This is a genomic window from Haloferax elongans ATCC BAA-1513 (assembly GCF_000336755.1).
Classification (GTDB): domain Archaea; phylum Halobacteriota; class Halobacteria; order Halobacteriales; family Haloferacaceae; genus Haloferax; species Haloferax elongans.
The window spans coordinates 197,450-222,988 of sequence record NZ_AOLK01000015.1 but is presented as its reverse complement, the minus strand read 5'-3'; the positions used below and the strand labels follow the sequence as shown (position 1 = coordinate 222,988).

Sequence of the window (25,539 nt, the reverse complement as noted above, 5' to 3'; positions counted from 1 at the left end):
GTCCGCCTCAGTCGGCGGGTTCCGCACTCACACCGCGCTCTTCAGCCGTGAGATAACACTGCGGGTCCGGCCCGAACAGGTCGCCTGACCCGGCGAGGGCGCGCAACCGCGACGACCCGCGGCACACGTCCTGATACTGGCACGAAGCACACTTCCCGGTGAGGTGCTTCTCGCGCTCGCGGAGGCGGGCGAGAAGTGGGTTCCACTCGTCGTCCCAGATGTCGCCGAACGGTCGGTCCCGAACGTTGCCGAGGCTGTAACTCTGCCAGAACTGCGTCAGGTGCACGTCGCCGCGGTAGTCCACGTCCGCGACGCGCTCGCCAGTCGGGTCGCCACCGTTGACGCGGAGGTACTGGTGAATATCCTCTGCGTGTTCTTCGCCGAGTTCTTTTTCGGCGTATTCGACGACGTACGCGGAGTCGGCGTAGTTTCCGACCAGTAGCGTCTCGATTTCTTCGCCCTCGGCGTGGTACTCGCGGGTCATGTCGAACAGACGGTTGACCGCGCGGCGCTGGGCTTCGTCATCCAGGTCGGCGTCGGCGATGTCGCCGCCGCGGCCGCCGTAGTCGAGGTGATAGAAACAGAATCTATCGACGCCGACGTCGTACAGGAGGTCGACCACGTCCTCCATGTCGGCGGCGTTGTGCTCGGTAATCGTGTACCGAAGGCCGGTCTTGAGGTCCACCGAGAGGCAGTTCTCGATACCGCGCACGGCAGCCTCGAACGCACCGTCCTGTCCGCGGAATCTGTCGTTTCGTTCCTGCAAGCCGTCTACCGAAACCCCGGCGTAGGAGAGTCCGGCGTCCTTGAGCGCCTGCGCTTTCTCCTCGGTGATGAGCGTCCCGTTGGTCGAGAGGACCGAGCGGATTCCCCGGTCGGTCGCGTAATCGACGAGTTCGACGAGGTCCTCGCGAACGAGGGGTTCGCCCCCCGAAAACAGGAGGACTGGAACGTCGTAGTCGGCGAGGTCGTCGATGAGCCCCTTCGCTTCCGCCGTGCTGAGTTCGCCCTGTGCCGGGTCGAGGTCCGCACCCGCATAGCAGTGCTCACAGTAGAGGTTACACCGACGGGTCGTGTTCCAGACCACGACCGGGCGTTTCTGTTTTTCCTCGCGAATCTGTTCGATGTCGGCGTCGGGGTCGTCGTATCGGAGTCCGTCGCCTTCGGCAGTCTGCCCGCAGAGCAGTTTGCTGATAGAAATCATCGTTGTGAGACTCCCGTCTTCGCGCCACCGGTCGATTCGGTTCGGCCCTTCTCTGCGAGGTCGTTGCCGCCGAGTCGCCGGACTTCGTCGGCCGGACAGAGCCACAGGGCCGACGCGGCGTAGTCGAAGAGCGTCGTCGCCTGTTCGGTCGCGATGTCGGCCGAGGGAGCGGTCACGCTGCCGACGTGACGCATCGGCTCCGCACTACGCTCGCGGAGGAATATCTCCCACTGTCGGCTCCCGTCGATTCTCGGTTTCCGTCGCGGGTCGTCGTCCGAGGCCATGCGAGCGTCTTTGGAACACAGAGATACGCTCGTTTCGCACGTTTTCACCGCGTGGGAATCGAAGGATTAGACATGACCCTCGGCGTACTACGAAGGCAACATGGTTGAGATGTTCTCTCGACGGACGTTCCTCCGTTCGACCGCGGCTACCGCGACAATTTCCCTCCTTGCTGGCTGTTCTGGCTCCGGTGGAGATACCGGAAGCGACGGTGGGAGTGAAAACGGCGACGACAGTGAGTCGACTACCGAATCGACACCGACCGCAGAACAGGAGCAGGCCAGCTTCGACGGCTGGTTCGACCGAACCGACAACTACGACGGCGTCCACGACAAGACCGACCAGGATTCAGTAACAGTCACCGTCGGCGCTGAAGGGAACGGCGGTGGGTTCGCGTTCGAACCGGCCGCAGTCAAGGTGTCGCCGGGAACCACCGTCGTCTGGGAGTGGACCGGCGAGGGTGGCACCCACAACGTCCTCGAACGCGAAAATGGACTGTTCGAGTCGGAACTCACCGCAGAAGAGGGCTTCACCTTCGAGTACACCTTCGAGGACGCAGGCGAGTACAAGTACGTCTGTGTCCCCCACGAGACACTGGGGATGGTCGGCGTCGTCGTCGTCGAATAGGTACTCAGACCTGTTTCATCCCTTCCGAGATGGGTGCCTGACACAGCACACATCCCGTCTTTCGGAGGGTCTGCAGCATTTGTTGATTGACCCGGAAATGCTCGCCACACTCGGGACAGGTTACGTCGATTTCGCGCATCGTAAACTCACCACATAGTCGTACGTCGGCGATACCCGAGGGCATCCACCCTCAATTCGGCGGGTGCTCACGTCAGTCCTGCAGGATGGCACCCATGAGCTTCTTCTGTGCCATCGCGAGGTGTTCGGAGAACGTCGACGTGGTGATGTCGAGTTCGGTCGCCACGTCTCCCTTGTTGGCACGGCGCGGGTGGTCGAAGTAGCCCATCTCGTGGGCCATCTCCAATACCTCGCGCTGCCTGTCGGTGAGTTGGCCGCGCTCGACCAACACGAGGTCGCGCGACTCGTCGGACGACGACTGAAGGAGGCGGCGAACATCCACCGACCCCGACGATTCTCGGAGTGCAGCGACCACGTCGCGGAGCGTCTCGACGTCCGGCGCGTGGAACGTCAAGAAGAGTGCTCCGTCTCGCGTCTGTACGTCGACGACTGGGCAGTCGAACGCTTCGACGCGCTCGCACGGACAGCCGATACCACCCTCACGTTCGAATCGGTAGACGCTCCCGTCGCCGTAATCGAACAGTTGCTCCATGTCGTCGGTGGTTCCCTCACTGGCGTCGAAGACGAACTCCTCTGTCACAGCGCCGTTTTCGTTTGGGGACATGCTCCGCGACAGTGCGTACCCGCTGGTGTCGTTCTCCGAGACGGAGGCGACGGGACATCCCTCGGGCCCGGTCACCTTCAACTCTGCTCTGATACCCGCTGCGCTCGTCATACCTGCAGGTAGCGCCTCCAGCCCCTGATATAAACACCCCCGATAGTCTGGGCCTTTATATCGTGGGTGGTGTCGTGCGACGCACAGCACCCATCAGAAGGTATAGGCCCACCATATTCTGGGTGCAGTTCGAGGGCAGCCCCGGACAAACAGACGACTGGCATGCAGACCGGCCTTTCACGGACGCCGTCCGACACGTCGCCGCCCGAGACGTTGGCACCGCTCGTCCTCGATGCACTCGCAGACCGGACGTCCCGTCGGATGCTCACGACGCTGCGGGAGTCTCGCGACCCGATGACTGCACAGGAGCTTTCGGCCGTCTGCGACGTCCCGCTGTCGACGACGTACCGGAAACTCGAACGGTTGACGGACGCCCGACTCGTCGAAGAGACCCTCCAGCTACGCGCGGCCGGCACACACACCAACCAGTATCGAGCCAAAGTCGAATCCGTCACACTGCAGTTAGACGGCGACGAAGCGGTCGAACTCACTGCACTGGGAGGCGACTGATGGGAAGCGAGTCCACACACACGCCAGGGGCCGACCGTGACCCCGAAGCAACCCCGCGTCTCACGGCTCGAATCGTCGTCGACGACGGCGAGCCAGAGTGTACCATCCATCCGGCCGATGCAACGTCTGAAGAACTCCTGACGACGTGGATAACAGCCGTCGGCGACTCGTTCGTCGAACTCGCGGCGATGCAGTAGTCGAAACCGCTCTCAGTAGTCGTCTCGGTGTTGAGGTCGTGGTTCGTCGAGCGCGACGAGGTACTCGTCGAGAAGCGTGGGGAACGCTCGTCCGCGGAGGTTCCGCAGGCCGAAATCGGCCGCCCAACTGATGATACCCGTGTCTTCGGTCACGACACCGGCGTCCAGTTCGCGGGCGAGAATGAGGAGGTCGAAGTCCTCACGCGAGTCGAGGACGCCCTGACGGAGCGCGCCGCGGTAGTCCTCGCGGAGGTCCGAGATGACTTTGTCGACGTCGGACATCTCGGACCCACCATCGGAGCGCCGCCTCGACTCCTCGGCCTTTCGGACCGCCTTTTCAGAGACACGAAGCCCGCGATTGACCCGGTCTGACATCTCGTCGATGAATCGGTAGACGATTTCCGCGGGGATGTACACCTCGTAACGGTCTGGGTGTTTCTTGATGACCCACGTGTCGAGTTTGCCGAGGACGTCCTCCGAGATGCCGCGGTCCCGGAGGATGTGCTCTAATTCGGACGCGATTGATGGCGGCATATAACAGGAGATGTTCAAATCGAGACGCGCGGCGGCAATCGTGTCGAGCAGGCGTTCGACACCCTCTTCGAACGTTTCGTCCTCGTCGCGAATCTCCTCTGACAGAAACAGCGACGTATCGAGCACGAATCGTTGCTTGAGCGGGTACTCGGCCATCATTCGACAGTTCGCACCCACAGACTATGACGTTTCCCCGTCTCAGAACAGCGACTCCAGCGAGTCGGACCCCGAGTCGGCCAAGAGGTCGTCAAGCGCCGTCGAACTCGACTCACGCTTGGCTAACATGTCTCGCTGGGCTTCGATTGCCACCGCTTGCAGTTCTTTGACCCGAGGCACGTCGTAGACACCCGAGAGCAACACCACGGCGGCGACGAAGTTGGACTCGACTGGGTAGTCGCCGCCCCGAATCTCCATCGTTCCAGTTTCGTCTTCGAGCCAGGCTCTCCCTCGCTCGATTCCGCGCCGGGAGAGCACGTCTTGCGGACCGGCGAAGACGACGAGGCCGCGTTCGGTCCCACCAATCTCACACGGGAGCGTGAGTCTGCCGAGTGCAGCACGTCTGACGAGACTGGTGAGTCGGTTCATCGCGTCGCCATCGTCTTCCGTGGCGGCGCTCCCACCAAGTCGCGACAGGAGTCCGCGCTTCGGTCGGTCGAGTTCGACCGAGGCGTACCCAATCGTGGAGATACCGCCGGAGCCGAGGGTGTTGATTATCTCCGAGGCGTCGACGACCGATTCGGCGATAGCCCCGGACCCGTCGGTCTCGCCGGCTCCGAAGAGAACGCCGAGTCGACGCGCGATTTCGGTGTTGATGGACTCGTAGCCGGACTCGACGGACTCGCCACTGTTGCGCCACGCCTCGTTGTCGAAGAGAATCAGATTGTCCACCTCGCGGACGAACGTCTGGAGCGACCGCGCGGCGTTCAGCGTGTAGATTCCACCTTCGTCTTTCGCCGGGAGGATACCCAGCCCGTAGACGGGTTCGGTGTAGAGATGGCCGAGTTCGTGGGCGAGCACCGGCGCGCCGCCGGACCCGGTGCCACCGCCGAGCCCTGCGACGATGAGGAAGGCATCGACTTCGTGGACTGCCATATCGTCGACGACAGAGAGGACTTCACCGACGTCTTCGGCGGTCACCTCTGCGCCGAGGTCGTTGTCGGCACCAACACCGTGGCCTTTGACGCGCGAAAGCCCGATGAGTACCTGCCGCGACTTCGGCACGTGTTTCAGGCCCATCAGGTCGGCACGGGCGGTGTTGACGGCGAGCGCGTCGACGATGAAGTCGGTCTGCGTCAGCCGGTCGTATTGGACGAGGGCGTCGACGACCTTGCCACCTGCCTGTCCGACGCCGATGAGTGCTAGTTTCATCTGTTACTCCCAGAAATCAGCCTAGTAGACGCGCTCTCGCGGCTTCAATATGTCTTCCATAGTGACCGTATTCTCTCCCTTAAAATTCTCCTAACCGGACCACTGCCGCCGCGTGAAGACTGCCAGCCGAAGTGGCTACGATTGATTCGACTGCGCCGGCCCGCTGGGTTTGGTAGTCGAGTCTTTGGATTCGGTAGCTGAGACCTCAACCTCGCTGTCGGCCGAGTCACCGAACGACTCGCACGCTAACTCGCCGACCACGGAGAGGAGTTCACCCGGTTCGACGACCCGAGCACGCGCTTTGAGTCGCTCGTAGACGGCGCGGCCATCGTCGCCCGCGTAGTTCCGCTCCGAGAAGGACCGTTCCTCGACGAGGACGAGATACTCCGCGGCGAGCGCAGCCTCCAAGTTCGCGAGGTTCCCGTCGCCGATTTCCACGTCGGCGACGACGGTCACGTCGGCGGCTTCGACCCGCGACTCGACCGCCGCCTGTGCTGCGTCGTCGACTGGGGCGTAGGGCGGCACCGTCACGAGGTCCGCGCCAACACGGCGGGCCGCTTCGGCATCGGTGTCGCCCTCGTTGAGCGCCCCCGCAGAGAGGGCGTATCCGGCGGCAGAAAGCACGTGGAGTGCTCGCGCGCCGGTTCCGCCCCCACCGACGACGTGGACGTGCCCGCTCGCGTCGTCGGAGGGCGTGGGGAGCGCCGTGACGTACACCGACCCGGTGACAGGGTGGCGAGACACCACGGCTTCGGCGTCAAACGCGGACTTGAGGTTCGACTCGGTGAGGACCGCGGTCGGGTCGCCAGCGGCCAGAACCCGACCTTCCGAGAGGAGTACGAGCGCGTCGCAGTAGTGCGCCGCGAGGTTGAGGTCGTGGATTGCCGCGACGGCAGTCGTTCCGTCGCCGACCAGGTCGCTGACGAGTTCGAGCGTCCGAACCTGATGGTTGATGTCGAGGCTGGCGGTCGGTTCGTCGAGGAGGAGGACGGGCGTCTCCTGTGCGATGGCGCGGGCGATGAGGACGCGCTGGCGCTCGCCGCCGCTCACTTCCGTAACTGAGCGCTCGGCGAGGTCCGTGACAGTCGTCCGTTCCATCGCCGCATCGACAGCCTGCTCGTCGGCGTCGCTCCATCCGTCGAACCGGCCACGGTGGGGGGTTCGTCCCATCCTAACGACCTCTCGAACCGGGAAGTCGAAGGATACCTGTGTCGTCTGTGGAACCGTCGCGACGAGCCTGCTCGCCGCTTTCGACGAGAGGGTGTGGATGTCCTCGCCCGCGACGTGGACCGTCCCCTGGTCAGGTGAGAGCGCTCCGTTGAGCGTCCGCAGGAGCGTCGTCTTCCCGGCCCCATTCGGGCCGATGAGTCCGACGAACGTCCCCGAATCAACATCCACAGAGAGGCCGTCGAGGATGGTGTGTCCGCCGAGTGAGACTGCCACGTCGTCGAGTGAGATGGCAGGTTTCGTCTCGAAGGGCTCTTCCGACGTCGAGATGGCGAAAGGGTCGCTCATGGCGAATGCACCTCCCGGGTTCGGAGGAGATACAGGAAGAAGGGCGCGCCGAGCGCCGCGGTCACGACGCCGACGGGAATCTCCGCCGCACCGTTGCGCGCGATGGTGTCGGTGACGACGAGGAACGACGCACCAGCCAGTGCCGACGCCGGAAGGAGAACCCGGTGGTCCGGGCCGACGACCAGCCGAAGCATGTGTGGGACGACTAGCCCGACGAATCCGATGACACCGGAGACGGAGACAGCCGCCGCGGTGACGACACTCGCCGTCGCGAGCAGGAGGCGCTTAGTTCGCTCCACCTCGATGCCGAGCGACTGCGCGTCGTCTTCGCCGAGCAAGAGGACGTTCAGGTCGCGGGCGTACGCGAGGAGGATGCCAACCGGAATCGGAAGCACGAGTGCCAGTAGCGTGACTTCGTCCCACGTCGCGCCCGCGAGATGGCCCATCAGCCAGAAGACGACCTGTCGGAGGCTCTCGCCTGCCTGCAAGAGCAGAAACGAGATGACTGCGCCGAGGAACGTCTGGACCGCGACACCCGCGAGTAGGAGGGTCGCAACCGGCGTCCGACCGTTCTCAGTTGCGAGCAGGTAGACCACGAACGCGGTGATGACGGCGGACGCGAACGCGGCCCCGTGGAGACCGAAGGGAACCGAAAGCGAGAGTGCAATCGTCGCGACAGCGCCGACAGCCGCGCCAGAGGAGACACCGATGATAGATGGGTCGGCCATCGGATTTCGGAAGAACCCCTGCATCACGACCCCGGCAGTCGCCAGCGCGAACCCAACGAGCGATGCGAGGAGGATGCGCGGCAGTCGCACCGAGAGCACGATAATACGTGCAGTGTCCGGCACGGAGAAGTCGAATGGGGAAGCGAGCGAGAGACTCGGCGTCGGCACCGTCCCCACGAGCGGAACGGAGATGCCCCCGCCAAACGAGACGCCGACCGGGACTGAGAGTGCATCGAGAAGGATGCGTGCCACGGTCCGCGGCGGTATCGAGACGTGGCCGATGCCCGCGCTCACGACCACGACGAACGCCAAGAGGACAGAGAGACCGAGCGCCCACGTGGTCGCCCGTGTTCGAACGTTCATCTAACACAATCTCGCTTGCATTAGGTAAATATATATTGGGTATCGCCGAGGCCACGAACGTGATTCAGCGTATCTTCGTCGCACTGCTAGTTCTCGCGACCGTGTTCGCCGGTGTCCCGGCATCCGTCGCGGCAGCAGACCAAACGGTACAGTGTACGTTCCCGATGGCGGTGACAGACGCCACGGGAACTGAAGTTACCATCTCCGAAGACCCCGAGCGCGTCGTCACGACGAACCCGAGCGCCGCCCAGACAATGTGGGAAATCGGTGCCCGAGACGAAGTCGTCGGCGTCTCGCAGTACGCGACGTACCTCGACGGCGCGAGTGAGAAGGCCAACGTGTCCGGGTCGGGCGGCCTGAACGTCGAGGCCGTCATCGGACTCGAACCCAACCTCGTCCTCGTCCCGGAATCGTCGTACTCGGCAGCCCCTGAGCGGGTGAAGCAACTCCGCGATGCAGGACTGGCTGTCGTCGTCTTGGAGACCAGCGACTCCCTCGACGCTGTCGCCGACAAGACTGAGCGAGTCGGAAAACTCACCGGCAACTGTGAGGCCGGCGAGAAGCTCGCCGACGAGATGCGCACCTCCATCGAGCACATGGAGCGCGCCCTCGAAGACGCCGAGCGCCCGGTCGGACTCAACTCCTTCTTCGGCTACACCTCCGGTGCGAACACCTTTATCTCCGACCTGATGGTCACTGGCGGGCTCCAAAACGGGGCCGCCGAGGCCAACATCACCGACTTCGCACCGATTAACGACGAGGCGGTCGTCGAGATGAATCCCGAGTACATCGTCATGCCTTCGCACGCGCCCCGCCCGAGCAGTCCGGCGTACAACAGCACGACTGCGATAAAAGAAGGAAACGTCATCGTCATCGAGGCGCACAAACTCCAGCAGCCCGCCCCGCGCGCTATCGGGGCGAGTGAGGCAATCATGCAGGCTGTCCACCCCGACGCCTACGAGCGCTATCTGGAGCTCGAAAACGAGTCGGCCGCGACTGCGACCCAAACGACCGCCACGGACGCGCCCGAAACGACCGTAACGACGGACACGAGCACAACGGCCGAACAAACGACCGAAACCAGCGCCCCCGGATTCGGCGCTGTCGTGAGTCTCGTCGCACTCGCCGGCGCGGCGCTGCTCGCCCGCCGCGCGTAACTGTCGGCATCGCCTTTTCGTCTGTTTCGACTTCGACTCAGACCAGCGGGAGAAGGTCCATCACCGCAGAGACGAATTCCACGAACAGGACCACGATATCCTCGACGAGGAGGACGAGACTGGCCGACGAGAACCAAAAGGACACGAACTGCCCGACGAGAATCAGCGCGATTCCGACCCGACCGAGCCAGTGGACGCGCTGGTGCAGCGCAGTTCTCGCTTCGTCTGGGTTCCCACGAATCAAGACTGCTTCGGGCTTCCCATCGACTCGTTCGGAGTGGCCGCCGTGAGTTCCCAGCAGCGCATCGACCGGTGCGCTGTCGAGTCTGGCGACGTTGGGGTCGTCCGACTGCACCACAGACCCGACGACTGTGACGACTTCGTCGGACGGGACGTACTCTTCGACGATTCTGAGCGTGTCGTCCGACGACCCCGGTGACGGGAGTTCAGGGTGCGTTTCGAGATACGTCGCCGCCGGTTCGGGCACGTGCTCGTCGAGGTCGACGGTGAACGTGTGTTCCCTTGTGTTGAACACCCGGTGGCGGCCCGGCGTGACCCGAACGACGCCGCCCCCGAGTTCGAACTCGGCGCTTCGGGTCCCTTCGAAGCTGTTCCGCCAGACGTCGCGGAAGCCCAGCGTCTCCCGGCGCTGAATCAGCCACCTCGTGTGGACTGCGGGACGACCGGTAAACGGCGTCTGGAACTCGGTTATCTGTTCGTTCGTCAGCGGCGTCGGCACGCCCGCAGTCGCGACGAGTGGGTTCGGTCCGCTCGCGCGAACCTCCTCGGGTGAGACGTAGGGGACGCGTTCGAGGAGTCGATACTCGTCCCACGAACTCACCGCAACCGTGGCAAGAGAGAATCCAACGCACGCGACTGCTCCCCCGAGCACCCACGCGAGCGCTTCGTCGATGGCCGCCCCGGCGAGAATGGGGACAAACACCCACAGAAGGGCGACAAGTGCAATCGCCCACCCTTTCTGACTACCTACCCCTATTCGCCGAGAGAGATGCGACAGCGCCGGTGGGTCGACCCACCGCACTGAGACGGCGATGCCGACCGAGACGGCGACGAACCCAACGTACCCGATGACGTTCATTCCCGTTTCGGGTACACCTATCGTGATAATAATGTTTCTCCAACACGATTCGCGTCGGCTTCCACGCGTCCGAGAGACCACAACCGTATTACCGTCGGGTGGCAGACACAGGGGTATGGTCGAGAACGTCATCTACCCCGCTTACCTCGACGCCTCTCTCTCGCGCAGCGAGGGTCGGCGGGTCGCCGAGTCGGCCGCGGTCGAAGACCCGACCGTGGACGAGATTGCGAAGGCCGTCCAGCAGGTCGGCTACGACGCGGTTATCGAACGCGACAAACGCTACTCCCGCGAGTTCGAGACGCGCGGCCGCGTCCTCGTGAACAACGCCGACGACGCCACGAAAAACGACATCGTGCAGGCGGTCGCCGCCTACGTCGGCATCCTCCGCGACTGATGCGCCGCATCGGCACCGTGTCGCGGACGGCACAGGGACTCGCTATTGTTCGCCTCGACGACGACGACCACCCGGACATCGGGACGATGGTCGTCGACGAATCGCTCTCGACGGTCGGCCGTATCGTGGACGTATTCGGCCCGGTCGAGCGCCCTTACGTCGCCATCACGGCCGACGACGACAACCCGGCGCGGTTGGTCGGGAACAAGCTGTACGCCCGCTGACGGGCGGTTCGATTTCTCCGGCGCGGGCGACCACAGAGCGCAACCCCCATAGCCCTCGGGTGGGAACGCCCGCCCATGACACGTCGCGCCTACTGGGGTGTCGCCCTCGCCGCCCTCATCTTCCTCGTCGTGCAGGTCGGGGCGCTCGCCCTCGTCCCCACGTTCTACGAACAGGGCTACCAGACGGTCGAAGACCCGACGGACCCGACAAATAGCCTCCTCTACATCGGTGCCATCATCGGCATGACGGCGTTCATGCTCGCGGCGTTCAAGTACGACCTCGACAAGGTCGTCCGACTCATCATCGTCTTCACGAGCGGCGTCCTCTCGTGGTACGTCTTCGCTGCCGTCATCCCCATCGAACTCGTGGCCGTCGGCCTCTCCGCGGCGGTGGCACTTGCCCTCCTCGTCTATCCCGAGTGGTACGTCATTGATGCCGCCGGAGCACTCATGGGTGCGGGTGCTGCGGGCCTCTTCGGCATCAGTTTCGGACTCCTTCCGGCGCTCGTCCTCCTGTCGGTCCTCGCCATCTACGACGCCATCAGCGTCTACAAGACCAAGCACATGCTCGACCTCGCGGAGGGCGTCATGGACCTCCGTATTCCGGTCGTGCTGGTCATCCCGACGACGCTCTCGTACTCGCTTCTCGACGACGACTTCGCGAGCGACGCGAACGATATCGGCGACGAGGAGAGCGAACCCTCTCCCGATGAAGACTCCGAACACACCGACTCAGACGACGATTCCGACCCCGCCGACCGCGACGCGTTCTTCATCGGCCTCGGCGACGCCGTCATGCCGACCGTGATGGTCGCGTCCGCGGCGTTCTTCTCCGAGGCGTCGTCGCTGGGCGTCGCTGTGCTTCCGGCACTCAATCTTCCGGCGCTCCTCGCGATGGTCGGGACCTTCCTCGGCTTTGCCGGGCTAATGTGGGCCGTGATGAAAGGTCGCGCACACGCCGGTCTTCCCTTACTCAACGGCGGCGCTATCGGTGGCTATCTCCTCGGGTCGGTGCTGGCGGGCGTCCCGCTGGTGTCCGCGCTCGGCCTCGCACCGTACCTGTAAAATCCGTCTCGTCGCTGTTTTTCGCCGCTATTCGACGTCGCCGACGCCCTCACGGACGCGAACTGCCATTCCGGTCTGGAAGTCGAGCATCGCATCCGCCGAGAGTTCGGCACGGCCGACGCCGAGGAGTTCGCCGTCGGGACCGACGATAGACACCTCGTCGCCGGAGCGAACGTCCGGGTCAACGTCGGTAACGAACTTCGCGAAGGCGTTCTTCCCGTCGCTGACGAACGGAATCGACTCGTCGCCGACCTGCACGTGATAGACCGCGTTGCCGAGGCTGTCGCGGAGTCGCCGGCCCCCGGCGACGCCGAGAGTGAATCGACCGTCTGTTCCGTAGGTGACGACGCGCTCGCCCTCGACAGACACTTGTCGTGGACGCCCGCTGCGCGAACGGGAGATGGTTATCTCCGCGTCGGTGGGGAACAGCGCGTCGCCCGCGCCGGCCCCGAACTGGTAGTCGGCGACGACCCGAAGGTCCTTCAGGTCGGCCGCGTCGGAATCGCTCATACCCTTCCTATTTCCTGCCGAGTAAAGTGGCTCGCGGTCCCCGTCCGACGCCTTGTGCTTCGGTAGCACGCGCATTCTCGACAGAAAGTCCTAAATGCCGGAACGACCCCCGTCGGAGTATGACAGCGGATATTCGACTGGCTGGTGCTGGGACTGCGCTGCTCCTCGTCAGCAGCGCGCTCCTCATGCAGACGGCCATCGACAGCCGTCTGCCGGTCCTTCTCGCCGCTCTCGCGTCACTCGGTGCGATTGCGGCGGTGCTCCGTGTGGCCGAACCGACGGCCTGACGTCCCGCACTCTTCGGTCGCGTCCCACGCTGCGCGACACACCGTTCTCTTTCGATTGCGTGAAAATCCGTCCGATTTACATATGTCCACTTACACACCTGAGTCGTATGGCCGCCATCAGTTCCCTCAAAACAGCTCTCCACGGACTCAGGCGAAATCCGGTCTTGTTCCTCGGTGGACTCATTCTCGGACTCGTCACGCTGCCCCAACTCACCACGCAGTTAGCACAGATACCGCTCATCCCGTTCGGACTACAGGTCGTGACGTTCTTCGTCATGCCGTTCTTCGCTGCCGGGCTCTACGCTATGGCCGACGAGGCCACAGGAAATAGGGGTCAAACGTCGCTCTCGACGCTGACAGACGCGGGTCGTGAGAAGTACGTCCCGTTCTTGTTAGCGAAAATCGTCTCAATCGGCATCATGATTCCCTTTGGCATTGCCTTCGCTATCTTGGCAGTCGTGGGTGTCTTTGCCATCGGTCTCAGTGCTGCCACCACCGGCGGTGGCCTCGCGATGGGCGCTGGAGTGTTGGGCCTGTTGGGCGCTGGCGCGCTCCTCCTCCTGGCGTACATCATCGTCCTGTTCCTGATTCAGTTCTTCCCGGTCGCTGTCGTCGTCAACGACGCCGACGCCATCGAGTCGTTCAAACAGAGCTATCGGCTCGCCCGGTCGAACATCGTGCCGACGCTCGGCTACTCGGTCATCGTCCTCGTCGCGAACCTCATCGTCATGGCACCTATCTCCGGGACCATCTTCTTCCGGTCGATGCAGAACGCCCAACAGATGCAGCAGGCTGGCAGTACAGCAGCACCAGCGACGATGCAGGGGGGCGCCGGCTTCTCGATTCCCGAAATCGCGGCGCTTTCGGCAATCTTGATCGCGGTGCAGATGTTCATCACGCCGTTCCTGTTCACCTACGCCGTGGCGTTCTTCGAAGCGCACCAGCCCGGCGCGTCTGGACCTGATATCGACGGCGACTCGGTAATCCCTGAGTTCGAATAGTTACAGAAGAAACGTCTCTTTTCGCTCGGAGAGGTCGATAAACGCGTCTGACGCGTCGACAAGCTCTTCGGCAGTCGATTCTTTGAACGACATCACCTCGACGCGGACGCCTTCGTGACGCAAGTGCGAACAGAGGCGTTCGAAGTCACCGTCGCCAGAACAGAGCACGACGGTATCGACGTGGTTCGCCAGACTGACGGCGTCGAGGGCGATTCCGAGGTCCCAGTCGGCTTTCTTCGACCCGTCGCCGAAGGTCTTGATGTCCTTTATCTTCGTCTCGAAGCCGATATCGACAAGCGCGTCGAAGAAGCGTTCTTCGTCCGGGGAATCTGCGCGGATGACGTACGCGATTGCGCGCGTGAGCGCTCGGCCTGCGGTTCCCTTCTCCAGCAACGAGGAGTAGTCGATATTTCGAGAGTAGAGACTCTGAGCAGTATGGTAGAGGTTCTGCGCGTCGGCCAGAATCGCGACGCGCTGGTCGGGGTGAATCTCTGTCATTGTCCCTCGGTTGGACGCCGCCGCGTAATAACCGTGGGGGCACGGGCAGCGCATGTGTTGTCACGGCAGCATCCAAATCGAAGACGACCGGGTGTGAGAGTCGAATCCTGACGGTGGCAGGACCTGCAGGCGACACAAGTTATATTATCTCTCCAGTGCCTTCCTCCTGTGTGAACAGCGCGACGCAGTACTGGGCGACCGCCACACGGTCGACAGCGTCGCGTGCCGCTTTCTTTTCGAAAAAACGCGTCTTTTGAATCGCTCGTCGCGGGGGTAGCGACCCCGTTTCGGGTGGCCTTCGACTGACGCACTGTTGGTCACACGACCAGTTTCACAGCACCACACATCACGCCACATCAACTCACGACCCATGACAACATTCGACTTACGCGGCGTCTATCCCGCGATGACGACACCGTTCCACGAGGACGGCAGTATCGACTTCGACCAACTCCAGTCCGACGTTCGACGCCTCGAATCAGCAGGTGTCGACGGCCTCGTCCCGGTCGGGTCGACCGGTGAATCGGCGACCCTGACCCACGACGAACACATCGAAGTCGTCGAGGCCGTCGTCGAGGCCGTTGAGGACGTGCCGGTCATCGCCGGGTCCGGGTCGAATTCGACCCACGAAGCCCTCGAACTCTCACAACGCTCTGCCGACGCCGGCGCTGACGCACTCCTTCTTATCTCTCCGTACTACAACAAGCCCGAACAGGCGGGACTCGTCGAACATTACGAGACCATCGCCGACGAGGTCGACGTTCCGCAAATCGTCTACAACGTCCCCAGTCGCACCGGGAGCAACATCTCGCCCGAGACGGCCGCGACGCTCGCCGAACATCCGAACATCGCCGGTTACAAGGCCGCAAGCGGCGACCTCGGTCAGATTTCGCAGGTCGTCGAATACACTCGCGACGAGGACTTCGCAGTCCTCTCGGGCGACGATGGACTCACGCTCCCGGTCCTCTCGGTCGGCGGCGTCGGCACCATCTCGGTCGTCGCGAACATCGAACCGGCGCGCACGGGCGCGATGGTCCACTCGGCGCTGCAGGGTGACTACGAGCGCGCCCGCGACCTCCACCACGAACTCGGGCCGCTGTGTCGCCATCTGTTCGTCGAGACGAACCCCATCCCGGTCAAGGAAGCCATGGAGATTCGGGGCTACGGTCCGGCCGCGCTCCGCCCGCCACTGACGCGGCTGACCGAAGAGAACGCCGACGAGATGCGACGCATCCTCGACGAACTCGCCACCGAAGAGGCAGTCGCAGACGGAGGGAACACAGCGTGACAGTCCGCGTCGCAGTCACCGGTGCCACCGGCAGGATGGGTGGCGAGGTCCTCGCGGCTGCCGCCGACCGCGACGACGTGGACGTCGTCCTCGCAGTCAGTCGCTCGGCCGGTGAGACGGTCGAAGGCGTCGCTGTCGAAGCCGCCGCCGACCTCCCGGAACTCCTCGCAGAGCGCGACCCGGACGTGCTCGTGGACTTCACGGGGCCGGAATCCTGCGTCGAGTACGCGGCCGCCTGCGCCGAAGCGGGTGTCGCCGTCGTCTCCGGGACGACCGGACTCGGCGACGACGGGTTCGACGCCCTCCGCGACGTGGCTTCGGACGTGCCCGTCCTCTACGCCTCGAACTTCTCGCGCGGTATCGCGGCACTTCGCCGGGCCGTCCGCGAGGCCGTCCCCGCACTGGATGGCTACGACATCGAACTGACCGAGACGCACCACAACGCCAAGCGCGACGCCCCAAGCGGGACCGCACTCACCATCCTCGAAGACATCGACGACGTTCGCGGTGCGGCCGAGCGCGTTCACGGACGCGAGGGCGAGGCACCCCGAAGCGAGGGGGACGTCGGCGTCCACGCTCGCCGGGCGGGGGATATTGCCGGTGAGCACGAGGTATTACTGGCTGGAAATCACGAGTCACTATCACTAACGCACCGCGCGGGGTCGCGAGGTGTCTTCGCCGCTGGCGCGCTGGACGCCGCGGCGTGGCTCTCGGGCCGTGACGCCGGGTGGTACGACTTCACCGAGGTACTCGAATGAGTCTGGAATCCGACGTACGAGAACTGTGGCAGCGATACGACGACGGCGACCTCGACGCCGAGTCGGCGACCGTCGACGAACTCGACCAGTTAGACGCGTTTCTCGACGCCCTCGAAGCGGGCGAGGTTCGCGCGGCCGAGAAGACCGGCTCCGACGTGACCTCGTGGGAGGCCAACGAGTGGGTCAAGCGCGGGATTCTCCTCAACTTCGGCCTGCGCGAGACCCTGGCGCGCGAGTACGGCGACGTTCGCTACCACGACGTGCTTCCCCTCCGCGACACCGACGACCTGGGCGAGCGCGGCACCCGCAACACGCCCGACGGGACTGTCATCCGCCGCGGGGCACACCTCGGCTCCGACTGCATCATGATGAGCCCCTCGTTCGTCAACATCGGGGCATACGTCGGCGACGGCACGCTCGTCGACTCCTGTGACACCGTCGGTTCCTGCGCCCAAATCGGCGCGGACGTCAAGCTTGGCGCGAACACGCTCATCGGCGGCGTCCTCGAACCCGTCGAAGATGCCCCTGTCGTCGTCGAAGACGGGGCCGCACTCGGCGCTGGCTGTCGCGTCACCTCGGGCTTCGTCGTCGGCGAGAACTCTATCGTCGGCGAGAACACGCTTCTCACGCCGCGTATTCCCGTCTACGACCTCGTCGACGAGGAGATTTACTACGGCCACCTGCCCGCGAACCGTCGGGCGTTCACCCGCTTCGTGGAGTCCTCGCTCGGCGACCACGACCTGTTCGCCGGCGGCGCGTACAAGCCGGCTGTCGTCGCTCTCGACATCGAAGATGACACCCTCGACGCCACCCGTCGGGAGGAGGCACTCCGCGAATGAGCGACGGAGGGCCGGCCGTTCGGCGACTGGCCGACTGGGACCGCGAGCACCTCCTGTCGCTCGCCGACGAGTTCGGCTCGCCGCTGTACGTGACCGACCTCCAGCGCGTCCGCGAGAACTGTTTCCGTCTCCAATCGGCGTTCCCTGACGCCCACGTCAGCTACGCCGTCAAGGCGCACACCGGCCGCGCCGTCCTCGAAGCCGTCCATGAATCCGGCATCGACGCCGAATGCGCCGCTGCGGGTGAGGTCGAACGCGCCCTCGACGCCGGATTCCCCGGCGACCGCATCCGGTACACCGCGGTCAACCCGCCAGCGGCCGACCTCGACCACGTTGTCTCGCGCTGGGAAGAACACCCAGAGATGACTGTCACGGTCGGCGCGGCAGACACTATCGACCGTCTCCGAGAACGCGGCTTCGACGGGCGTCTCTGCCTTCGCGCGAACCCCGGCGTCGGCGCGGGCCACCACGAGAAGGTCACGACTGGCGGCCACGCGAAGTTCGGCATCCCAATCGGCCGCGTGCCGGACATCGCCGCCGACGTACGCGACGAGTTCGACCTCGTCGGCGTCCACGCCCACGCGGGTAGCGGTATCTCGGGCGACGACCTCTCGGCGCACCGCGAACTCGTCCGTCGCATGGGCGACCTCGCCCGCGAAGTCGGCGACCTCGAATTCGTGGACGTGGGCGGCGGCTTCGGCGTTCCCTACCGCGACGACGAACCGCCGCTCGACCTCGACGCCGTCGCCGACGCGACCCGCGAGGCGCTCGGCGAGACCGACGCCCAACTGGCCATCGAACCCGGCCGGTACGTCGTCGCCGACGCTGGCGTGCTTCTCTCGCGGGTCAACACCGTGAAGGAGACGCCCGAGACGACCGTCGTCGGCATCGACGCTGGTATGACGACTTTGCTCCGACCGGCGATGTACGACGCGTACCACGCGATTTCGAACCTTTCTCGGCCCGACGCCGAGGCGGTTCCGACCATCGTCGCTGGCCCCGTCTGCGAGACGAGCGACGTGTTCGCAGACGGCCGCCGGCTCGCCCGGTCCGAGCGCGGCGACGTCTTCGCAATCGGAAATGCGGGGGCGTACGGCTACGAGATGGCGAGTACCTACAACTCCCGCCCGCGACCCGCAGAAGTCGTNTGCCGAGGCGGTTCCGACCATCGTCGCTGGCCCCGTCTGCGAGACGAGCGACGTGTTCGCAGACGGCCGCCGGCTCGCCCGGTCCGAGCGCGGCGACGTCTTCGCAATCGGAAATGCGGGGGCGTACGGCTACGAGATGGCGAGTACCTACAACTCCCGCCCGCGACCCGCAGAAGTCGTCCTCGACGGCAGTGACACCCGCGTCGCCCGCCGTCGCGAAACCCTCGACGACGTGACCCTCCTCGAACGAACCGCTTCAGAAACCATCCCAAACTGACCAAGCACACACAACTATGAGCGCACTCAACACCGTCCCATTCGAAAAGTTCCACGGCACCGGAAACGACTTCGTCGTCGTCGACGCCGAAGACCCGGTCCCAGACCGACCAGAATTCGCACGAACGCACTGTGACCGAGACGCAGGCATCTCGCTCACCGAGAGTGACCGCCGCGGCGCTGACGGCGTCCTGTTTCTCGCCCTCGAAGACCGCTACGACCCGCCGCGGGTCGTGATGACCCTCGTCCAGCCAGACGGCTCTGTCGCCGCGATGTGCGGCAACGGCGCTCGCGTCGCCGCCGCGTGGGCTGCCGAGCGCGCCGAGACGACCGAGGTCATGATAGACACGCCCGCCGGAACTCGGCGCGCGACGGTCGAAGACGACTACGTCTCCGTCGAGATGGGTGTGCCGTCGTTCGCCCCGCGAGATGTCCCACTCGACAGCGGCGAAGAACTCGTCGAGGCCGAGGTCGGCGACCTGACGGTCACGGCCGTCAACACCGGCGTTCCGCACGCGGTCGCAATCGTCGACGACGTGGACGGTGTCGACCTCGAATCGGTCGCTCCGTCGATTCGGCACGCACCGCTGTTCCCCGAGGGAGCGAACGTCACCATCGCATCTCCAGACGGTAACGGTGGCTTCCGACAACGAACCTTCGAACGCGGTGTCGAAGGTGAAACCCAGTCCTGCGGAACCGGTGCTGTCGCGGTCGTCGCCGTCGCCAAGCGCCTCGGACTCGTCGAGGGCGACGACCCGGTGTCGGTGTCGCCGCCGGGTGGCGAACTGTCCGTAACGGTCCCCGACGAAGGGACCGCACTTCTGGGCGGTCCAGCCGTCCACGAGGGTGACGGCGAGGCGGACGTCGTCTTCCGTCAGCGATGAGCGGCGAGGGGTTCGACCCCGTCGCGTTCCTCGAACAGGCCGTTCCCATCGCGTCGAACGACGACGTAAGCGAGATGCGGGCGTTCCTCGTCGAGACGCTCGAAGCCAACGGCGTCGAAGCCACTGTCGACGATGCGGGCAACACGCTCGCGTCGAAGGGCGCGGCCGACCCGGAGCGACATCTCGTTCTCAACACGCACATCGACACCGTCTCACCGCACGTGCCCTACGAACGCGAGGACGGCGTCATCCACGGCCGCGGGTCCTGCGACGCGAAGGGACCGCTTGCAGCCTTGCTCGCGGCGTTTTTCGCTGCCGACCCAGTCCCAGAAGCTCGGGTTACCCTCGCAGTGACACCCGACGAGGAGGTGCTTTCGACCGGCGCTGACGCCCTCGACCTCGACGGCGACCTGTACATCGTCGGCGAACCCACGAACCTCGACGTGTGTACGGCGGCCAAGGGTCGCTTCGAGGGGACAATCACGCTCCGCGGCGTCGCGGCCCACGCGGCAGAGCCGGATTCCGGCGTCAACGCAATCGACGCACTCGCGCCCGTCCTCGACGTGATTCGGTCGTTCGACGACGACAGGGACGCTCACCCGGACCTCGGTGCGCCGACGTTGACGCCGACGCTGGTCGACGGCGGAGCCAACTCCAATCAAGTCCCGGCCGAGTGTCAACTGGTGGTCGACCGTCGGAGCGTCCCGCCCGAGACAGCAGACGACTTTCGCTCGACGCTCCAAGCCGCGCTCGAAGCGGCCGTTCCTGACGATGTCGAAGTCGAGTTCGCACTTACTGAACGTCCGACCCCGTTCCTCGAAGCGTTCGCCACCGACCCCGACCACGAACTCGTGACGACGGTCGCCGACGCATCGCAGAATGCTGGTGGAAATGGGGCGGTCCGACCGTTTACCGCGGCGACCGAAGCCTCCTACTTCTCACCAGCGCCGGTCGTCGTCTTCGGCCCCGGTGTTCTCGCAGACGAAGACGGGGCGGTCGCACACGCAGAACGCGAGTACGTGCAGACCGCCGACGTTCGGAGCGCGGCGGCCGCACTCACCGAAGCGGTCGCCTCACTCGTCCACTAAGTGTCGGGGAATCAAAACGTACTTGTTTGTTGGCGGAAATAATTTGCTCGATGCACCCGCTACGACAGTTTACTGTCGTCTTTGTCCTCCTCTTTCTCGTGACTGCCGGTGTCGCGACGGCAGCGAACGGGAGCGTCATCGAATACTCCGGTGACGAACTCGTCCTCGATGCGGCGACTGACCAGCAGATACACGGGACGACACCGTTTGAAGAAGGAACCATCGTCGGCGTTCGTGTCAAGTCCATCGGCGACACACACCCGTTTCTCGTCTCGAAGGCTATCCGCGTCGGTGAAAACGGAACCTTCGTCGTGTCGTTCGACCTCGACGAGTTGGCACCACTTCGCGGCGGCCCAGTAGAAGTGTCAATAAGGCACAACGAATCAGAGATTCACTCGATAGAAGGAGTACTCGTCACCAACAACATGCCCGACGGGTCGACGCTATCGCCACCGACGACTTCGACGGAGCGGCCCACGACGGAGCCCACGACGGAGCCCACGACCGAGACGACGACTACGACGCCGCCCTCGTCATCTGGCTTCGAAATCCCCGGGTTCGGAGTCCTCGCGGCTGCTGGGTCCATACTCGCGCTGGGAGTCATCATCCGAGTGACGCGCGACTGAACTGCTGCGGCCGCACAACAAGCGTCCCGGGTGTGCTGTGCGCCCGACTCGTCCCGGCGACAGGAACGCAACGCCCTTTTTCTACCACCCCGTTCGGTCGCGTATGTACGAGGCGGTCTACGCCCACCCGGACGGCGAGAGCACGGCCAGTCGCGTCGCGAGCGCTGCCCGTCGCTACGACTACGATGGCATCGTCGTCCGGGGTGTGGACGCAACGCCAGACTACGACCGCCTTCGAGACGAACTCGACGTAGACATCGTCGAGGGCGTCGAAATCGTCGCTCCCGACCCCGAGCACGCCAGCGGCGCGGTCGGAAACTACCGACCACAGCGGGAACTGGTCCTCATTCGCGGCGGCACGAACGGGCTGAATCGGTTCGCCGTCGAGCAACCGCGCGTCGACGTGCTCACACAACCGATGGCCGACGACGGGAACTTCAATCACGTTCTCGCGAAAGCTGCCCGCGACAACGGCGTTCGCGTCGAGTTCGACCTCGCCCCGGTGTTGCGGTCTGACGGCGGCACGCGGGTTCGTGCGCTCTCAAAACTCCGAAAGCTTCGGGAACTCGTGGAGTACTACGACGCACCGTACGTGGTCTCTGCGCGGCCGGGTTCGCACCTCCAACTTCGCGCGCCCCGCGAGTTGGCTGGGCTGGGGGAGGTCATCGGCTTCGACCGCGAGCAGATTCTCGACGGACTGCGCGAGTGGGGCCGACTCGCCGAGCGCAATCGCGAACTGATGTCCGAGTCGTTCATAGCCCCGGGTGTCGAACGTGGCCGATATGAAGAAGACACTTGAGGAACACGCCGACCGCTTTTCGGACATCGCCTCCGACTACGACGACTCCCAAGACAGCGAGGAGTACCGCGCGTGCGTCTCGCTCGTCGTCCACTACGCCGACCCCTCCGAGGACGACACCGTGCTCGACCTCGGGACCGGGACAGGCGCTATTGCGCTCGCACTCGCACCCGATGCGAAGCGTGTCGTCGGCCGCGATATCAGCGAGGGAATGCTCGAACAAGCGCGGACGAAAGCAGCCGAAGTCGGCATCGAGAACGTCGAGTTCGGCGAAGGTCGGTTCCGCGACCCGAACGTGGACGACGCCGAGGATATCGACATCGTCGTCTCGAACTTCGCCATGCACCACCTCTCGGACGAGGAAAAGCGCGAGGCCATCGAGGTCATCGCCGACCTCGAACCCGAGCGGTTCGTCCTCGGTGACGTGATGTTCTTCGGCGAACCCAACCCCGACGAACCGTTCTACTCGCCCGAGGTCGACGACCCCTCGACGGTGGGCTATCTCGCTGACGCGCTCACCGACGCCGGATTCGTCCTCACGGCCGTCGAAGCTGTCCACGAGCAGGTCGGCGTCCTCGTCGCTGAACGCGTCCCGCCTGTGGACGAGTAGCGACACGAGCACCTGAACACACCCAATGAAACACCTGCCCAAACATCTGCGACCGCGCTGGCGGTATCTCGCGGTCGAAGTCGAGACGTGGCCGGACGCGAGCCTCAATCGCGGTACGTTCCAGCGAGAGCTGTGGTACGCCGCACAGAACCTCTTCGGCGACGCCGGAAGCGCCGACGCCGACCTGACAGTTCTCGGATTCGACTCCGACGACTGCGTCGCCGAGACTATCGTTCGCGCCCGTCGCGGCCACGTCGACGAGGCGAGGGCCGCGCTCGCCTGCATCGACGACATCGGTGGCGACCCAGTCGGCGTCAGAGTGCGAGGCGTCTCCGGTACGGTGCGTGCCTGTTCGGAAAGGTATTTACACGGCCGGGCCGGATTTTCTGAGCAGAGAGACGTCGTGTTCGAGAACGAATCCCGGACCGCAACTGTCCGTGACTCACTCTTGGACGTGAGCGGCCCGGACGGGTTCACGGGCGCGACGCAACTCGATCTCGAGTGATATTCCATGCAGGGACAAGCGCAACAACAGGCGTACGACCGCGGGATTACTATCTTCTCGCCGGACGGTCGACTCTATCAGGTCGAGTACGCTCGCGAGGCCGTAAAGCGCGGCACCGCGAGTATCGGCGTGCGAACGCCCGAGGGTGTCGTCCTCGCGGCTGACAAGCGTTCTCGCTCGCCGCTGATGGAGCCGACGAGTGTCGAAAAGATTCACAAAGCAGACGACCACATCGGTATCGCGAGCGCCGGCCACGTCGCCGACGCCCGCCAGCTTATCGACTTCGCTCGCCGCCAGTCGCAGGTCAACCGCCTGCGCTACGGCGAGCCAATCGGTATCGAGACGCTGACGAAGGAAGTCACCGACCACATCCAGCAGTACACGCAGGTCGGTGGGGCCCGTCCGTTCGGTGTCGCCCTCCTCATCGGCGGCGTCGAAAACGGCACGCCGCGTCTCTACGAGACGGATCCCTCGGGGACGCCCTACGAGTGGAAGGCCGTCTCCATCGGTGCCGACCGCGGTGACCTCCAGGAGTACCTCGAAGAGAACTACTCCGACGAGCTAACCCTCGACGAGGGTGTCGCACTGGCTCTGGAGGCCGTCGCCTCCGCCAGCGAAGGTGGCATCCGCCCCGACGGCATCGACGTCGCAACCGTCTCGGCCGACTCCGAGCGCTTCGTCGAACTCTCGAACGACGACATCGAGGAACACCTCGTCGCCAACGACCTGCTGGCGACCGAGGAAGACGACGACGGCGACGACGACGACGAACCGGCCGAAGAATAGACCGCATCCCGCGGTTCGTTCTTTCTTCTGTACTACTCGACCAGTTACGACGCATCTCGACGGAGTTGTTTCACCGTCGGCCTCGATTGAGCGTTGCAGGCCGACACAGACTCGTCACTCAGCGGGAAGTCGCGTCACGTAGAAAATCGCAGTAGACAGTGTGTCGTGCGCTCGGACGGAGCGTTTCAGTACTCTTCGTAGGCGAGGTTCATCAACCACTGCGAGAAGGCGTTGCTATTGGCGTTGATTTCCTCTTCGCCGATAAAGGGCGAGAGCATGTCTCCGGCCATCAGCATCGAGAAGTCGAGGTCGCGGGCGGCGGGTTCGAGATAGTAGGTGTTGTGCCCGTTGTAGACGGTCGAGGTTCGCTTGATGAGGTCGAGCGACTCCAGGACTTCGGCGATGCGACTCCCTTTGCGGGAGGAGATGTCGAGTTCTTTCCAGAAGTCGCTCTGGTGGATGCCGCCAGACTCGCGGATGAGTTCCAGTCCCGCGCGCTCGTCAGAAGAGAGGTCGGCTTCGGCTTCGCTCACGCTCATACAATCTACACGTGGGGCGAGTGGTTTAACGGTGACGTTCGACCGGTTCGAAGGCGGTCTCACACGGCGGCCCGTCGGCGAATTCGTACGACCGCTCGCCGTCGCCGAGCGTGATGACCGACGACGAACGCGTGCCGAATCGCTCTTCGGGGTCGTGGACACAGACGCCGTAGTCGTGGTCGCCGAGGACCGACCGCGCTCGCTCGCGCCACGCCGTCATCTCCTCGCTCGGGTCCGGTTGCAGCGTCTCCCAGACGCGCCGAGCGTTGTCGGCCTGCTGTTCGCCCACCTCGGGGCGCTCTTCGGGGATAAACCACGAGTCTGGGGTGCCGACGTTGACGACGACGTGGACGCCGGGGTCGAGGTTCCGAACCGACACGCTGCCGTCCCACTCGAAGAGGAACGCGGCGTTCTCGTCGGCGACGACGAGATTGAATCCGTCGTAGGTGTGGTCGTCGATGGCGTGCTCGACGAATCGGGCAGCGTCTTCGGCCGACTCGTGGCGCAGCACGTCGCGGACGAGATGACCGCGAGAGCGCTCACCGCCGTCCTCGACATCCACCCAGCGATTAGTGATGCCAACGAAGACGCCTTCGTCGTTGTAGCCGACCCACGTGCCGCCCGCTTCGGCGTCTCGGGGGGCGACTATCGCGGGTCCCTCACCGTCAGACCAGTGCTGTGGGGGTTCGGCGGGCCTGTCGAGGAGTTCGTCGCGGTTGGCGGCGACGACGACTGGAGTCCCTTCGAACACCTGCCACGCGAGGATGAGTGTGCACACGGGAGTGAGTAGGGTCCCGTGGTGCAAAAATGCGTGTCTCGTTGGGGGCGGTCACTCCTCGTCCGACAACTCCTCGACCCGCGCTTCTAACTCCTCGACGCGCTGTTCGAGGTCGTCATCTGGTCGCGACATCCATGAGAACCGACTTCACTGCGAGACCGCCGACGAGAACGAGGACCAGCACGAACGGAACGGCAAT

Annotated in this window: 32 protein-coding genes and 2 pseudogenes; 21 read left to right on the top strand and 13 right to left on the bottom strand. The window is 64.4% G+C overall.

Annotated elements, in window-relative coordinates:
• Positions 1–7 precede the first annotated feature (7 nt).
• Both C453_RS07790 and C453_RS07785 read right to left on the bottom strand, forming a co-directional pair.
• Positions 8–1,204 carry a TIGR04347 family pseudo-SAM/SPASM protein gene (locus C453_RS07790; RefSeq protein ID WP_008323726.1) on the bottom strand — a complete coding sequence of 399 codons (1,197 nt, stop codon included), beginning with the start codon at positions 1,202–1,204 and terminating at the stop codon, positions 8–10.
• The gene (locus C453_RS07785) at positions 1,201–1,488 is read right to left on the bottom strand and encodes an Htur_1727 family rSAM-partnered candidate RiPP (RefSeq protein WP_008323725.1); all 288 of its coding nucleotides are present in this window, start codon (positions 1,486–1,488) and stop codon (positions 1,201–1,203) included. The genes C453_RS07790 and C453_RS07785 overlap by 4 nt, the downstream gene beginning before the upstream one ends.
• Positions 1,489–1,588: 100 nt before the next feature.
• Between C453_RS07785 and C453_RS07780 the strand changes: the two genes are divergently transcribed.
• Positions 1,589–2,113 (top strand): halocyanin domain-containing protein, encoded by a 525-nt coding sequence (locus tag C453_RS07780; protein WP_008323724.1) that lies wholly within the window; start codon positions 1,589–1,591, stop codon positions 2,111–2,113.
• 4 nt (positions 2,114–2,117) lie between these two features.
• On the opposite strand, the gene C453_RS21110 is transcribed toward C453_RS07780, so the two are convergent.
• A complete protein-coding gene (locus C453_RS21110; RefSeq protein WP_449404886.1) occupies positions 2,118–2,252 on the bottom strand; it encodes a DUF7560 family zinc ribbon protein in 135 nt (44 codons plus the stop codon).
• A 72-nt stretch (positions 2,253–2,324) separates the two neighbouring features.
• Positions 2,325–2,966, bottom strand: coding sequence for a helix-turn-helix domain-containing protein (locus C453_RS07775; protein ID WP_008323723.1), 642 nt, complete (start codon positions 2,964–2,966; stop codon positions 2,325–2,327).
• 162 nt (positions 2,967–3,128) lie between these two features.
• Between C453_RS07775 and C453_RS07770 the strand changes: the two genes are divergently transcribed.
• Both C453_RS07770 and C453_RS07765 read left to right on the top strand, forming a co-directional pair.
• Positions 3,129–3,476 (top strand): ArsR/SmtB family transcription factor, encoded by a 348-nt coding sequence (locus C453_RS07770; RefSeq protein ID WP_008323722.1) that lies wholly within the window; start codon positions 3,129–3,131, stop codon positions 3,474–3,476.
• Positions 3,476–3,673 carry a DUF7511 domain-containing protein gene (locus C453_RS07765; protein ID WP_008323721.1) on the top strand — a complete coding sequence of 66 codons (198 nt, stop codon included), beginning with the start codon at positions 3,476–3,478 and terminating at the stop codon, positions 3,671–3,673. The genes C453_RS07770 and C453_RS07765 overlap by 1 nt, the downstream gene beginning before the upstream one ends.
• 12 nt (positions 3,674–3,685) lie before the next feature.
• Here the strand turns inward: C453_RS07765 and C453_RS07760 are convergent, their stop codons facing one another.
• The 4 genes from C453_RS07760 to btuC form a co-directional block, all read right to left on the bottom strand.
• The gene (locus C453_RS07760) at positions 3,686–4,363 is read right to left on the bottom strand and encodes an RNA ligase partner protein (protein WP_008323719.1); all 678 of its coding nucleotides are present in this window, start codon (positions 4,361–4,363) and stop codon (positions 3,686–3,688) included.
• Positions 4,364–4,405: 42 nt separating this feature from the next.
• Positions 4,406–5,575: a tubulin/FtsZ family protein gene (locus C453_RS07755; RefSeq protein WP_008323716.1), complete on the bottom strand. Its 1,170-nt coding sequence runs from the start codon at positions 5,573–5,575 to the stop codon at positions 4,406–4,408.
• 135 nt (positions 5,576–5,710) lie between these two features.
• On the bottom strand, positions 5,711–7,090 hold the full coding sequence (locus tag C453_RS07750) for a heme ABC transporter ATP-binding protein (RefSeq protein WP_008323715.1): 1,380 nt from the start codon (positions 7,088–7,090) through the stop codon (positions 5,711–5,713).
• Positions 7,087–8,181 carry a vitamin B12 ABC transporter permease BtuC gene (btuC, locus tag C453_RS07745; protein WP_008323714.1) on the bottom strand — a complete coding sequence of 365 codons (1,095 nt, stop codon included), beginning with the start codon at positions 8,179–8,181 and terminating at the stop codon, positions 7,087–7,089. Before btuC ends, C453_RS07750 begins: the two co-directional genes overlap by 4 nt.
• A gap of 59 nt (positions 8,182–8,240) precedes the next feature.
• Between btuC and C453_RS07740 the strand changes: the two genes are divergently transcribed.
• On the top strand, positions 8,241–9,338 hold the full coding sequence (locus C453_RS07740; protein WP_049907604.1) for a PGF-CTERM-anchored ABC transporter substrate-binding protein: 1,098 nt from the start codon (positions 8,241–8,243) through the stop codon (positions 9,336–9,338).
• A gap of 37 nt (positions 9,339–9,375) precedes the next feature.
• Here the strand turns inward: C453_RS07740 and C453_RS07735 are convergent, their stop codons facing one another.
• Positions 9,376–10,437, bottom strand: coding sequence for a hypothetical protein (locus tag C453_RS07735; RefSeq protein ID WP_008323712.1), 1,062 nt, complete (start codon positions 10,435–10,437; stop codon positions 9,376–9,378).
• 115 nt (positions 10,438–10,552) lie between these two features.
• Here C453_RS07735 and srp19 point away from each other — a divergent pair, with 115 nt between their 5' ends.
• The 3 genes from srp19 to C453_RS07720 all read left to right on the top strand — a co-directional run bounded on the left by srp19 (position 10,553) and on the right by C453_RS07720 (position 12,120).
• The gene (srp19, locus tag C453_RS07730; protein ID WP_007539360.1) at positions 10,553–10,831 is read left to right on the top strand and encodes a signal recognition particle subunit SRP19; all 279 of its coding nucleotides are present in this window, start codon (positions 10,553–10,555) and stop codon (positions 10,829–10,831) included.
• Positions 10,831–11,055 carry an H/ACA ribonucleoprotein complex subunit GAR1 gene (locus tag C453_RS07725; RefSeq protein ID WP_007539359.1) on the top strand — a complete coding sequence of 75 codons (225 nt, stop codon included), beginning with the start codon at positions 10,831–10,833 and terminating at the stop codon, positions 11,053–11,055. The genes srp19 and C453_RS07725 overlap by 1 nt, the downstream gene beginning before the upstream one ends.
• Positions 11,056–11,130: 75 nt before the next feature.
• On the top strand, positions 11,131–12,120 hold the full coding sequence (locus C453_RS07720) for a presenilin family intramembrane aspartyl protease PSH (protein WP_008323711.1): 990 nt from the start codon (positions 11,131–11,133) through the stop codon (positions 12,118–12,120).
• 27 nt (positions 12,121–12,147) lie between these two features.
• Here the strand turns inward: C453_RS07720 and C453_RS07715 are convergent, their stop codons facing one another.
• A complete protein-coding gene (locus C453_RS07715) occupies positions 12,148–12,630 on the bottom strand; it encodes a PUA domain-containing protein (protein ID WP_008323710.1) in 483 nt (160 codons plus the stop codon).
• A 119-nt stretch (positions 12,631–12,749) separates the two neighbouring features.
• Here C453_RS07715 and C453_RS20395 point away from each other — a divergent pair, with 119 nt between their 5' ends.
• Both C453_RS20395 and C453_RS07710 read left to right on the top strand, forming a co-directional pair.
• Positions 12,750–12,917 (top strand): hypothetical protein, encoded by a 168-nt coding sequence (locus C453_RS20395; RefSeq protein WP_169316546.1) that lies wholly within the window; start codon positions 12,750–12,752, stop codon positions 12,915–12,917.
• A gap of 107 nt (positions 12,918–13,024) precedes the next feature.
• Complete coding sequence (locus tag C453_RS07710) at positions 13,025–13,918, top strand: DUF7847 domain-containing protein (RefSeq protein ID WP_008323709.1); 894 nt, start codon at positions 13,025–13,027, stop codon at positions 13,916–13,918.
• Here the strand turns inward: C453_RS07710 and C453_RS07705 are convergent, their stop codons facing one another.
• Positions 13,919–14,416, bottom strand: coding sequence for a LabA-like NYN domain-containing protein (locus C453_RS07705; RefSeq protein ID WP_008323708.1), 498 nt, complete (start codon positions 14,414–14,416; stop codon positions 13,919–13,921).
• Between the two features lie 370 nt (positions 14,417–14,786).
• Between C453_RS07705 and dapA the strand changes: the two genes are divergently transcribed.
• The 12 genes and pseudogenes from dapA to psmA all read left to right on the top strand — a co-directional run bounded on the left by dapA (position 14,787) and on the right by psmA (position 24,023).
• Entirely contained in the window at positions 14,787–15,704 is a 918-nt protein-coding gene (gene dapA / locus C453_RS07700; protein ID WP_049907576.1) for a 4-hydroxy-tetrahydrodipicolinate synthase, read from the top strand.
• Positions 15,701–16,462 carry a 4-hydroxy-tetrahydrodipicolinate reductase gene (gene dapB, locus C453_RS07695; protein WP_049907575.1) on the top strand — a complete coding sequence of 254 codons (762 nt, stop codon included), beginning with the start codon at positions 15,701–15,703 and terminating at the stop codon, positions 16,460–16,462. Before dapA ends, dapB begins: the two co-directional genes overlap by 4 nt.
• Positions 16,459–17,301, top strand: a complete 843-nt coding sequence (locus tag C453_RS07690) for a 2,3,4,5-tetrahydropyridine-2,6-dicarboxylate N-succinyltransferase (RefSeq protein ID WP_008323705.1) — start codon at positions 16,459–16,461, stop codon at positions 17,299–17,301. Before dapB ends, C453_RS07690 begins: the two co-directional genes overlap by 4 nt.
• Positions 17,298–18,446, top strand: a pseudogene (gene lysA / locus C453_RS07685) (diaminopimelate decarboxylase); the annotation flags it as partial. The gene C453_RS07690 and the pseudogene lysA, both read left to right, overlap by 4 nt.
• Before the next feature lie 4 nt (positions 18,447–18,450).
• Positions 18,451–18,726, top strand: a pseudogene (locus C453_RS19535) (diaminopimelate decarboxylase); the annotation flags it as partial.
• Between the two features lie 16 nt (positions 18,727–18,742).
• Entirely contained in the window at positions 18,743–19,609 is an 867-nt protein-coding gene (gene dapF / locus C453_RS07680; protein WP_008323704.1) for a diaminopimelate epimerase, read from the top strand.
• Positions 19,606–20,697, top strand: a complete 1,092-nt coding sequence (locus C453_RS07675; RefSeq protein WP_008323703.1) for a M20 family metallopeptidase — start codon at positions 19,606–19,608, stop codon at positions 20,695–20,697. Before dapF ends, C453_RS07675 begins: the two co-directional genes overlap by 4 nt.
• Positions 20,698–20,747: 50 nt before the next feature.
• Positions 20,748–21,323: a BGTF surface domain-containing protein gene (locus C453_RS07670; protein WP_008323702.1), complete on the top strand. Its 576-nt coding sequence runs from the start codon at positions 20,748–20,750 to the stop codon at positions 21,321–21,323.
• A gap of 103 nt (positions 21,324–21,426) precedes the next feature.
• Positions 21,427–22,122, top strand: coding sequence for an RNase P subunit p30 family protein (locus tag C453_RS07665; RefSeq protein ID WP_008323701.1), 696 nt, complete (start codon positions 21,427–21,429; stop codon positions 22,120–22,122).
• Positions 22,106–22,732, top strand: coding sequence for a class I SAM-dependent methyltransferase (locus C453_RS07660; RefSeq protein ID WP_008323700.1), 627 nt, complete (start codon positions 22,106–22,108; stop codon positions 22,730–22,732). Before C453_RS07665 ends, C453_RS07660 begins: the two co-directional genes overlap by 17 nt.
• Before the next feature lie 25 nt (positions 22,733–22,757).
• Positions 22,758–23,237: an Rpp14/Pop5 family protein gene (locus tag C453_RS07655; RefSeq protein ID WP_008323699.1), complete on the top strand. Its 480-nt coding sequence runs from the start codon at positions 22,758–22,760 to the stop codon at positions 23,235–23,237.
• 6 nt (positions 23,238–23,243) lie between these two features.
• Positions 23,244–24,023, top strand: a complete 780-nt coding sequence (gene psmA, locus C453_RS07650; RefSeq protein ID WP_008323698.1) for an archaeal proteasome endopeptidase complex subunit alpha — start codon at positions 23,244–23,246, stop codon at positions 24,021–24,023.
• 185 nt (positions 24,024–24,208) lie between these two features.
• Here psmA and C453_RS07645 read toward each other — a convergent pair whose 3' ends face one another.
• Complete coding sequence (locus C453_RS07645) at positions 24,209–24,562, bottom strand: helix-turn-helix transcriptional regulator (RefSeq protein WP_008323694.1); 354 nt, start codon at positions 24,560–24,562, stop codon at positions 24,209–24,211.
• A gap of 25 nt (positions 24,563–24,587) precedes the next feature.
• Positions 24,588–25,340: an NRDE family protein gene (locus C453_RS07640; RefSeq protein WP_008323692.1), complete on the bottom strand. Its 753-nt coding sequence runs from the start codon at positions 25,338–25,340 to the stop codon at positions 24,588–24,590.
• Between the last annotated feature and the right edge of the window lie 199 nt (positions 25,341–25,539).

What these genes read in the sequence shown, in the direction of transcription:
- C453_RS07705 (WP_008323708.1), bottom strand. Translation starts at nt 14,416, where the DNA reads ATGACAGAGATTCACCCCGACCAGCGCGTCGCGATTCTGGCCGACGCG.
- C453_RS07755 (WP_008323716.1), bottom strand. Translation starts at nt 5,575, where the DNA reads ATGAAACTAGCACTCATCGGCGTCGGACAGGCAGGTGGCAAGGTCGTC.
- C453_RS07760 (WP_008323719.1), bottom strand. Translation starts at nt 4,363, where the DNA reads ATGGCCGAGTACCCGCTCAAGCAACGATTCGTGCTCGATACGTCGCTG.
- C453_RS07735 (WP_008323712.1), bottom strand. Translation starts at nt 10,437, where the DNA reads ATGAACGTCATCGGGTACGTTGGGTTCGTCGCCGTCTCGGTCGGCATC.
- C453_RS07720 (WP_008323711.1), top strand. Translation starts at nt 11,131, where the DNA reads ATGACACGTCGCGCCTACTGGGGTGTCGCCCTCGCCGCCCTCATCTTC.
- C453_RS07710 (WP_008323709.1), top strand. Translation starts at nt 13,025, where the DNA reads ATGGCCGCCATCAGTTCCCTCAAAACAGCTCTCCACGGACTCAGGCGA.
- psmA (WP_008323698.1), top strand. Translation starts at nt 23,244, where the DNA reads ATGCAGGGACAAGCGCAACAACAGGCGTACGACCGCGGGATTACTATC.
- dapA (WP_049907576.1), top strand. Translation starts at nt 14,787, where the DNA reads ATGACAACATTCGACTTACGCGGCGTCTATCCCGCGATGACGACACCG.
- C453_RS07655 (WP_008323699.1), top strand. Translation starts at nt 22,758, where the DNA reads ATGAAACACCTGCCCAAACATCTGCGACCGCGCTGGCGGTATCTCGCG.
- C453_RS07660 (WP_008323700.1), top strand. Translation starts at nt 22,106, where the DNA reads ATGAAGAAGACACTTGAGGAACACGCCGACCGCTTTTCGGACATCGCC.
- dapF (WP_008323704.1), top strand. Translation starts at nt 18,743, where the DNA reads ATGAGCGCACTCAACACCGTCCCATTCGAAAAGTTCCACGGCACCGGA.
- srp19 (WP_007539360.1), top strand. Translation starts at nt 10,553, where the DNA reads ATGGTCGAGAACGTCATCTACCCCGCTTACCTCGACGCCTCTCTCTCG.
- C453_RS20395 (WP_169316546.1), top strand. Translation starts at nt 12,750, where the DNA reads ATGACAGCGGATATTCGACTGGCTGGTGCTGGGACTGCGCTGCTCCTC.
- C453_RS07675 (WP_008323703.1), top strand. Translation starts at nt 19,606, where the DNA reads ATGAGCGGCGAGGGGTTCGACCCCGTCGCGTTCCTCGAACAGGCCGTT.
- C453_RS07670 (WP_008323702.1), top strand. Translation starts at nt 20,748, where the DNA reads ATGCACCCGCTACGACAGTTTACTGTCGTCTTTGTCCTCCTCTTTCTC.
- C453_RS07715 (WP_008323710.1), bottom strand. Translation starts at nt 12,630, where the DNA reads ATGAGCGATTCCGACGCGGCCGACCTGAAGGACCTTCGGGTCGTCGCC.
- C453_RS07665 (WP_008323701.1), top strand. Translation starts at nt 21,427, where the DNA reads ATGTACGAGGCGGTCTACGCCCACCCGGACGGCGAGAGCACGGCCAGT.
- C453_RS07690 (WP_008323705.1), top strand. Translation starts at nt 16,459, where the DNA reads ATGAGTCTGGAATCCGACGTACGAGAACTGTGGCAGCGATACGACGAC.
- C453_RS07645 (WP_008323694.1), bottom strand. Translation starts at nt 24,562, where the DNA reads ATGAGCGTGAGCGAAGCCGAAGCCGACCTCTCTTCTGACGAGCGCGCG.
- C453_RS07725 (WP_007539359.1), top strand. Translation starts at nt 10,831, where the DNA reads ATGCGCCGCATCGGCACCGTGTCGCGGACGGCACAGGGACTCGCTATT.
- C453_RS07790 (WP_008323726.1), bottom strand. Translation starts at nt 1,204, where the DNA reads ATGATTTCTATCAGCAAACTGCTCTGCGGGCAGACTGCCGAAGGCGAC.
- btuC (WP_008323714.1), bottom strand. Translation starts at nt 8,181, where the DNA reads ATGAACGTTCGAACACGGGCGACCACGTGGGCGCTCGGTCTCTCTGTC.
- C453_RS07780 (WP_008323724.1), top strand. Translation starts at nt 1,589, where the DNA reads ATGGTTGAGATGTTCTCTCGACGGACGTTCCTCCGTTCGACCGCGGCT.
- C453_RS07770 (WP_008323722.1), top strand. Translation starts at nt 3,129, where the DNA reads ATGCAGACCGGCCTTTCACGGACGCCGTCCGACACGTCGCCGCCCGAG.
- C453_RS21110 (WP_449404886.1), bottom strand. Translation starts at nt 2,252, where the DNA reads ATGCGCGAAATCGACGTAACCTGTCCCGAGTGTGGCGAGCATTTCCGG.
- C453_RS07750 (WP_008323715.1), bottom strand. Translation starts at nt 7,090, where the DNA reads ATGAGCGACCCTTTCGCCATCTCGACGTCGGAAGAGCCCTTCGAGACG.
- C453_RS07775 (WP_008323723.1), bottom strand. Translation starts at nt 2,966, where the DNA reads ATGACGAGCGCAGCGGGTATCAGAGCAGAGTTGAAGGTGACCGGGCCC.
- C453_RS07785 (WP_008323725.1), bottom strand. Translation starts at nt 1,488, where the DNA reads ATGGCCTCGGACGACGACCCGCGACGGAAACCGAGAATCGACGGGAGC.
- C453_RS07765 (WP_008323721.1), top strand. Translation starts at nt 3,476, where the DNA reads ATGGGAAGCGAGTCCACACACACGCCAGGGGCCGACCGTGACCCCGAA.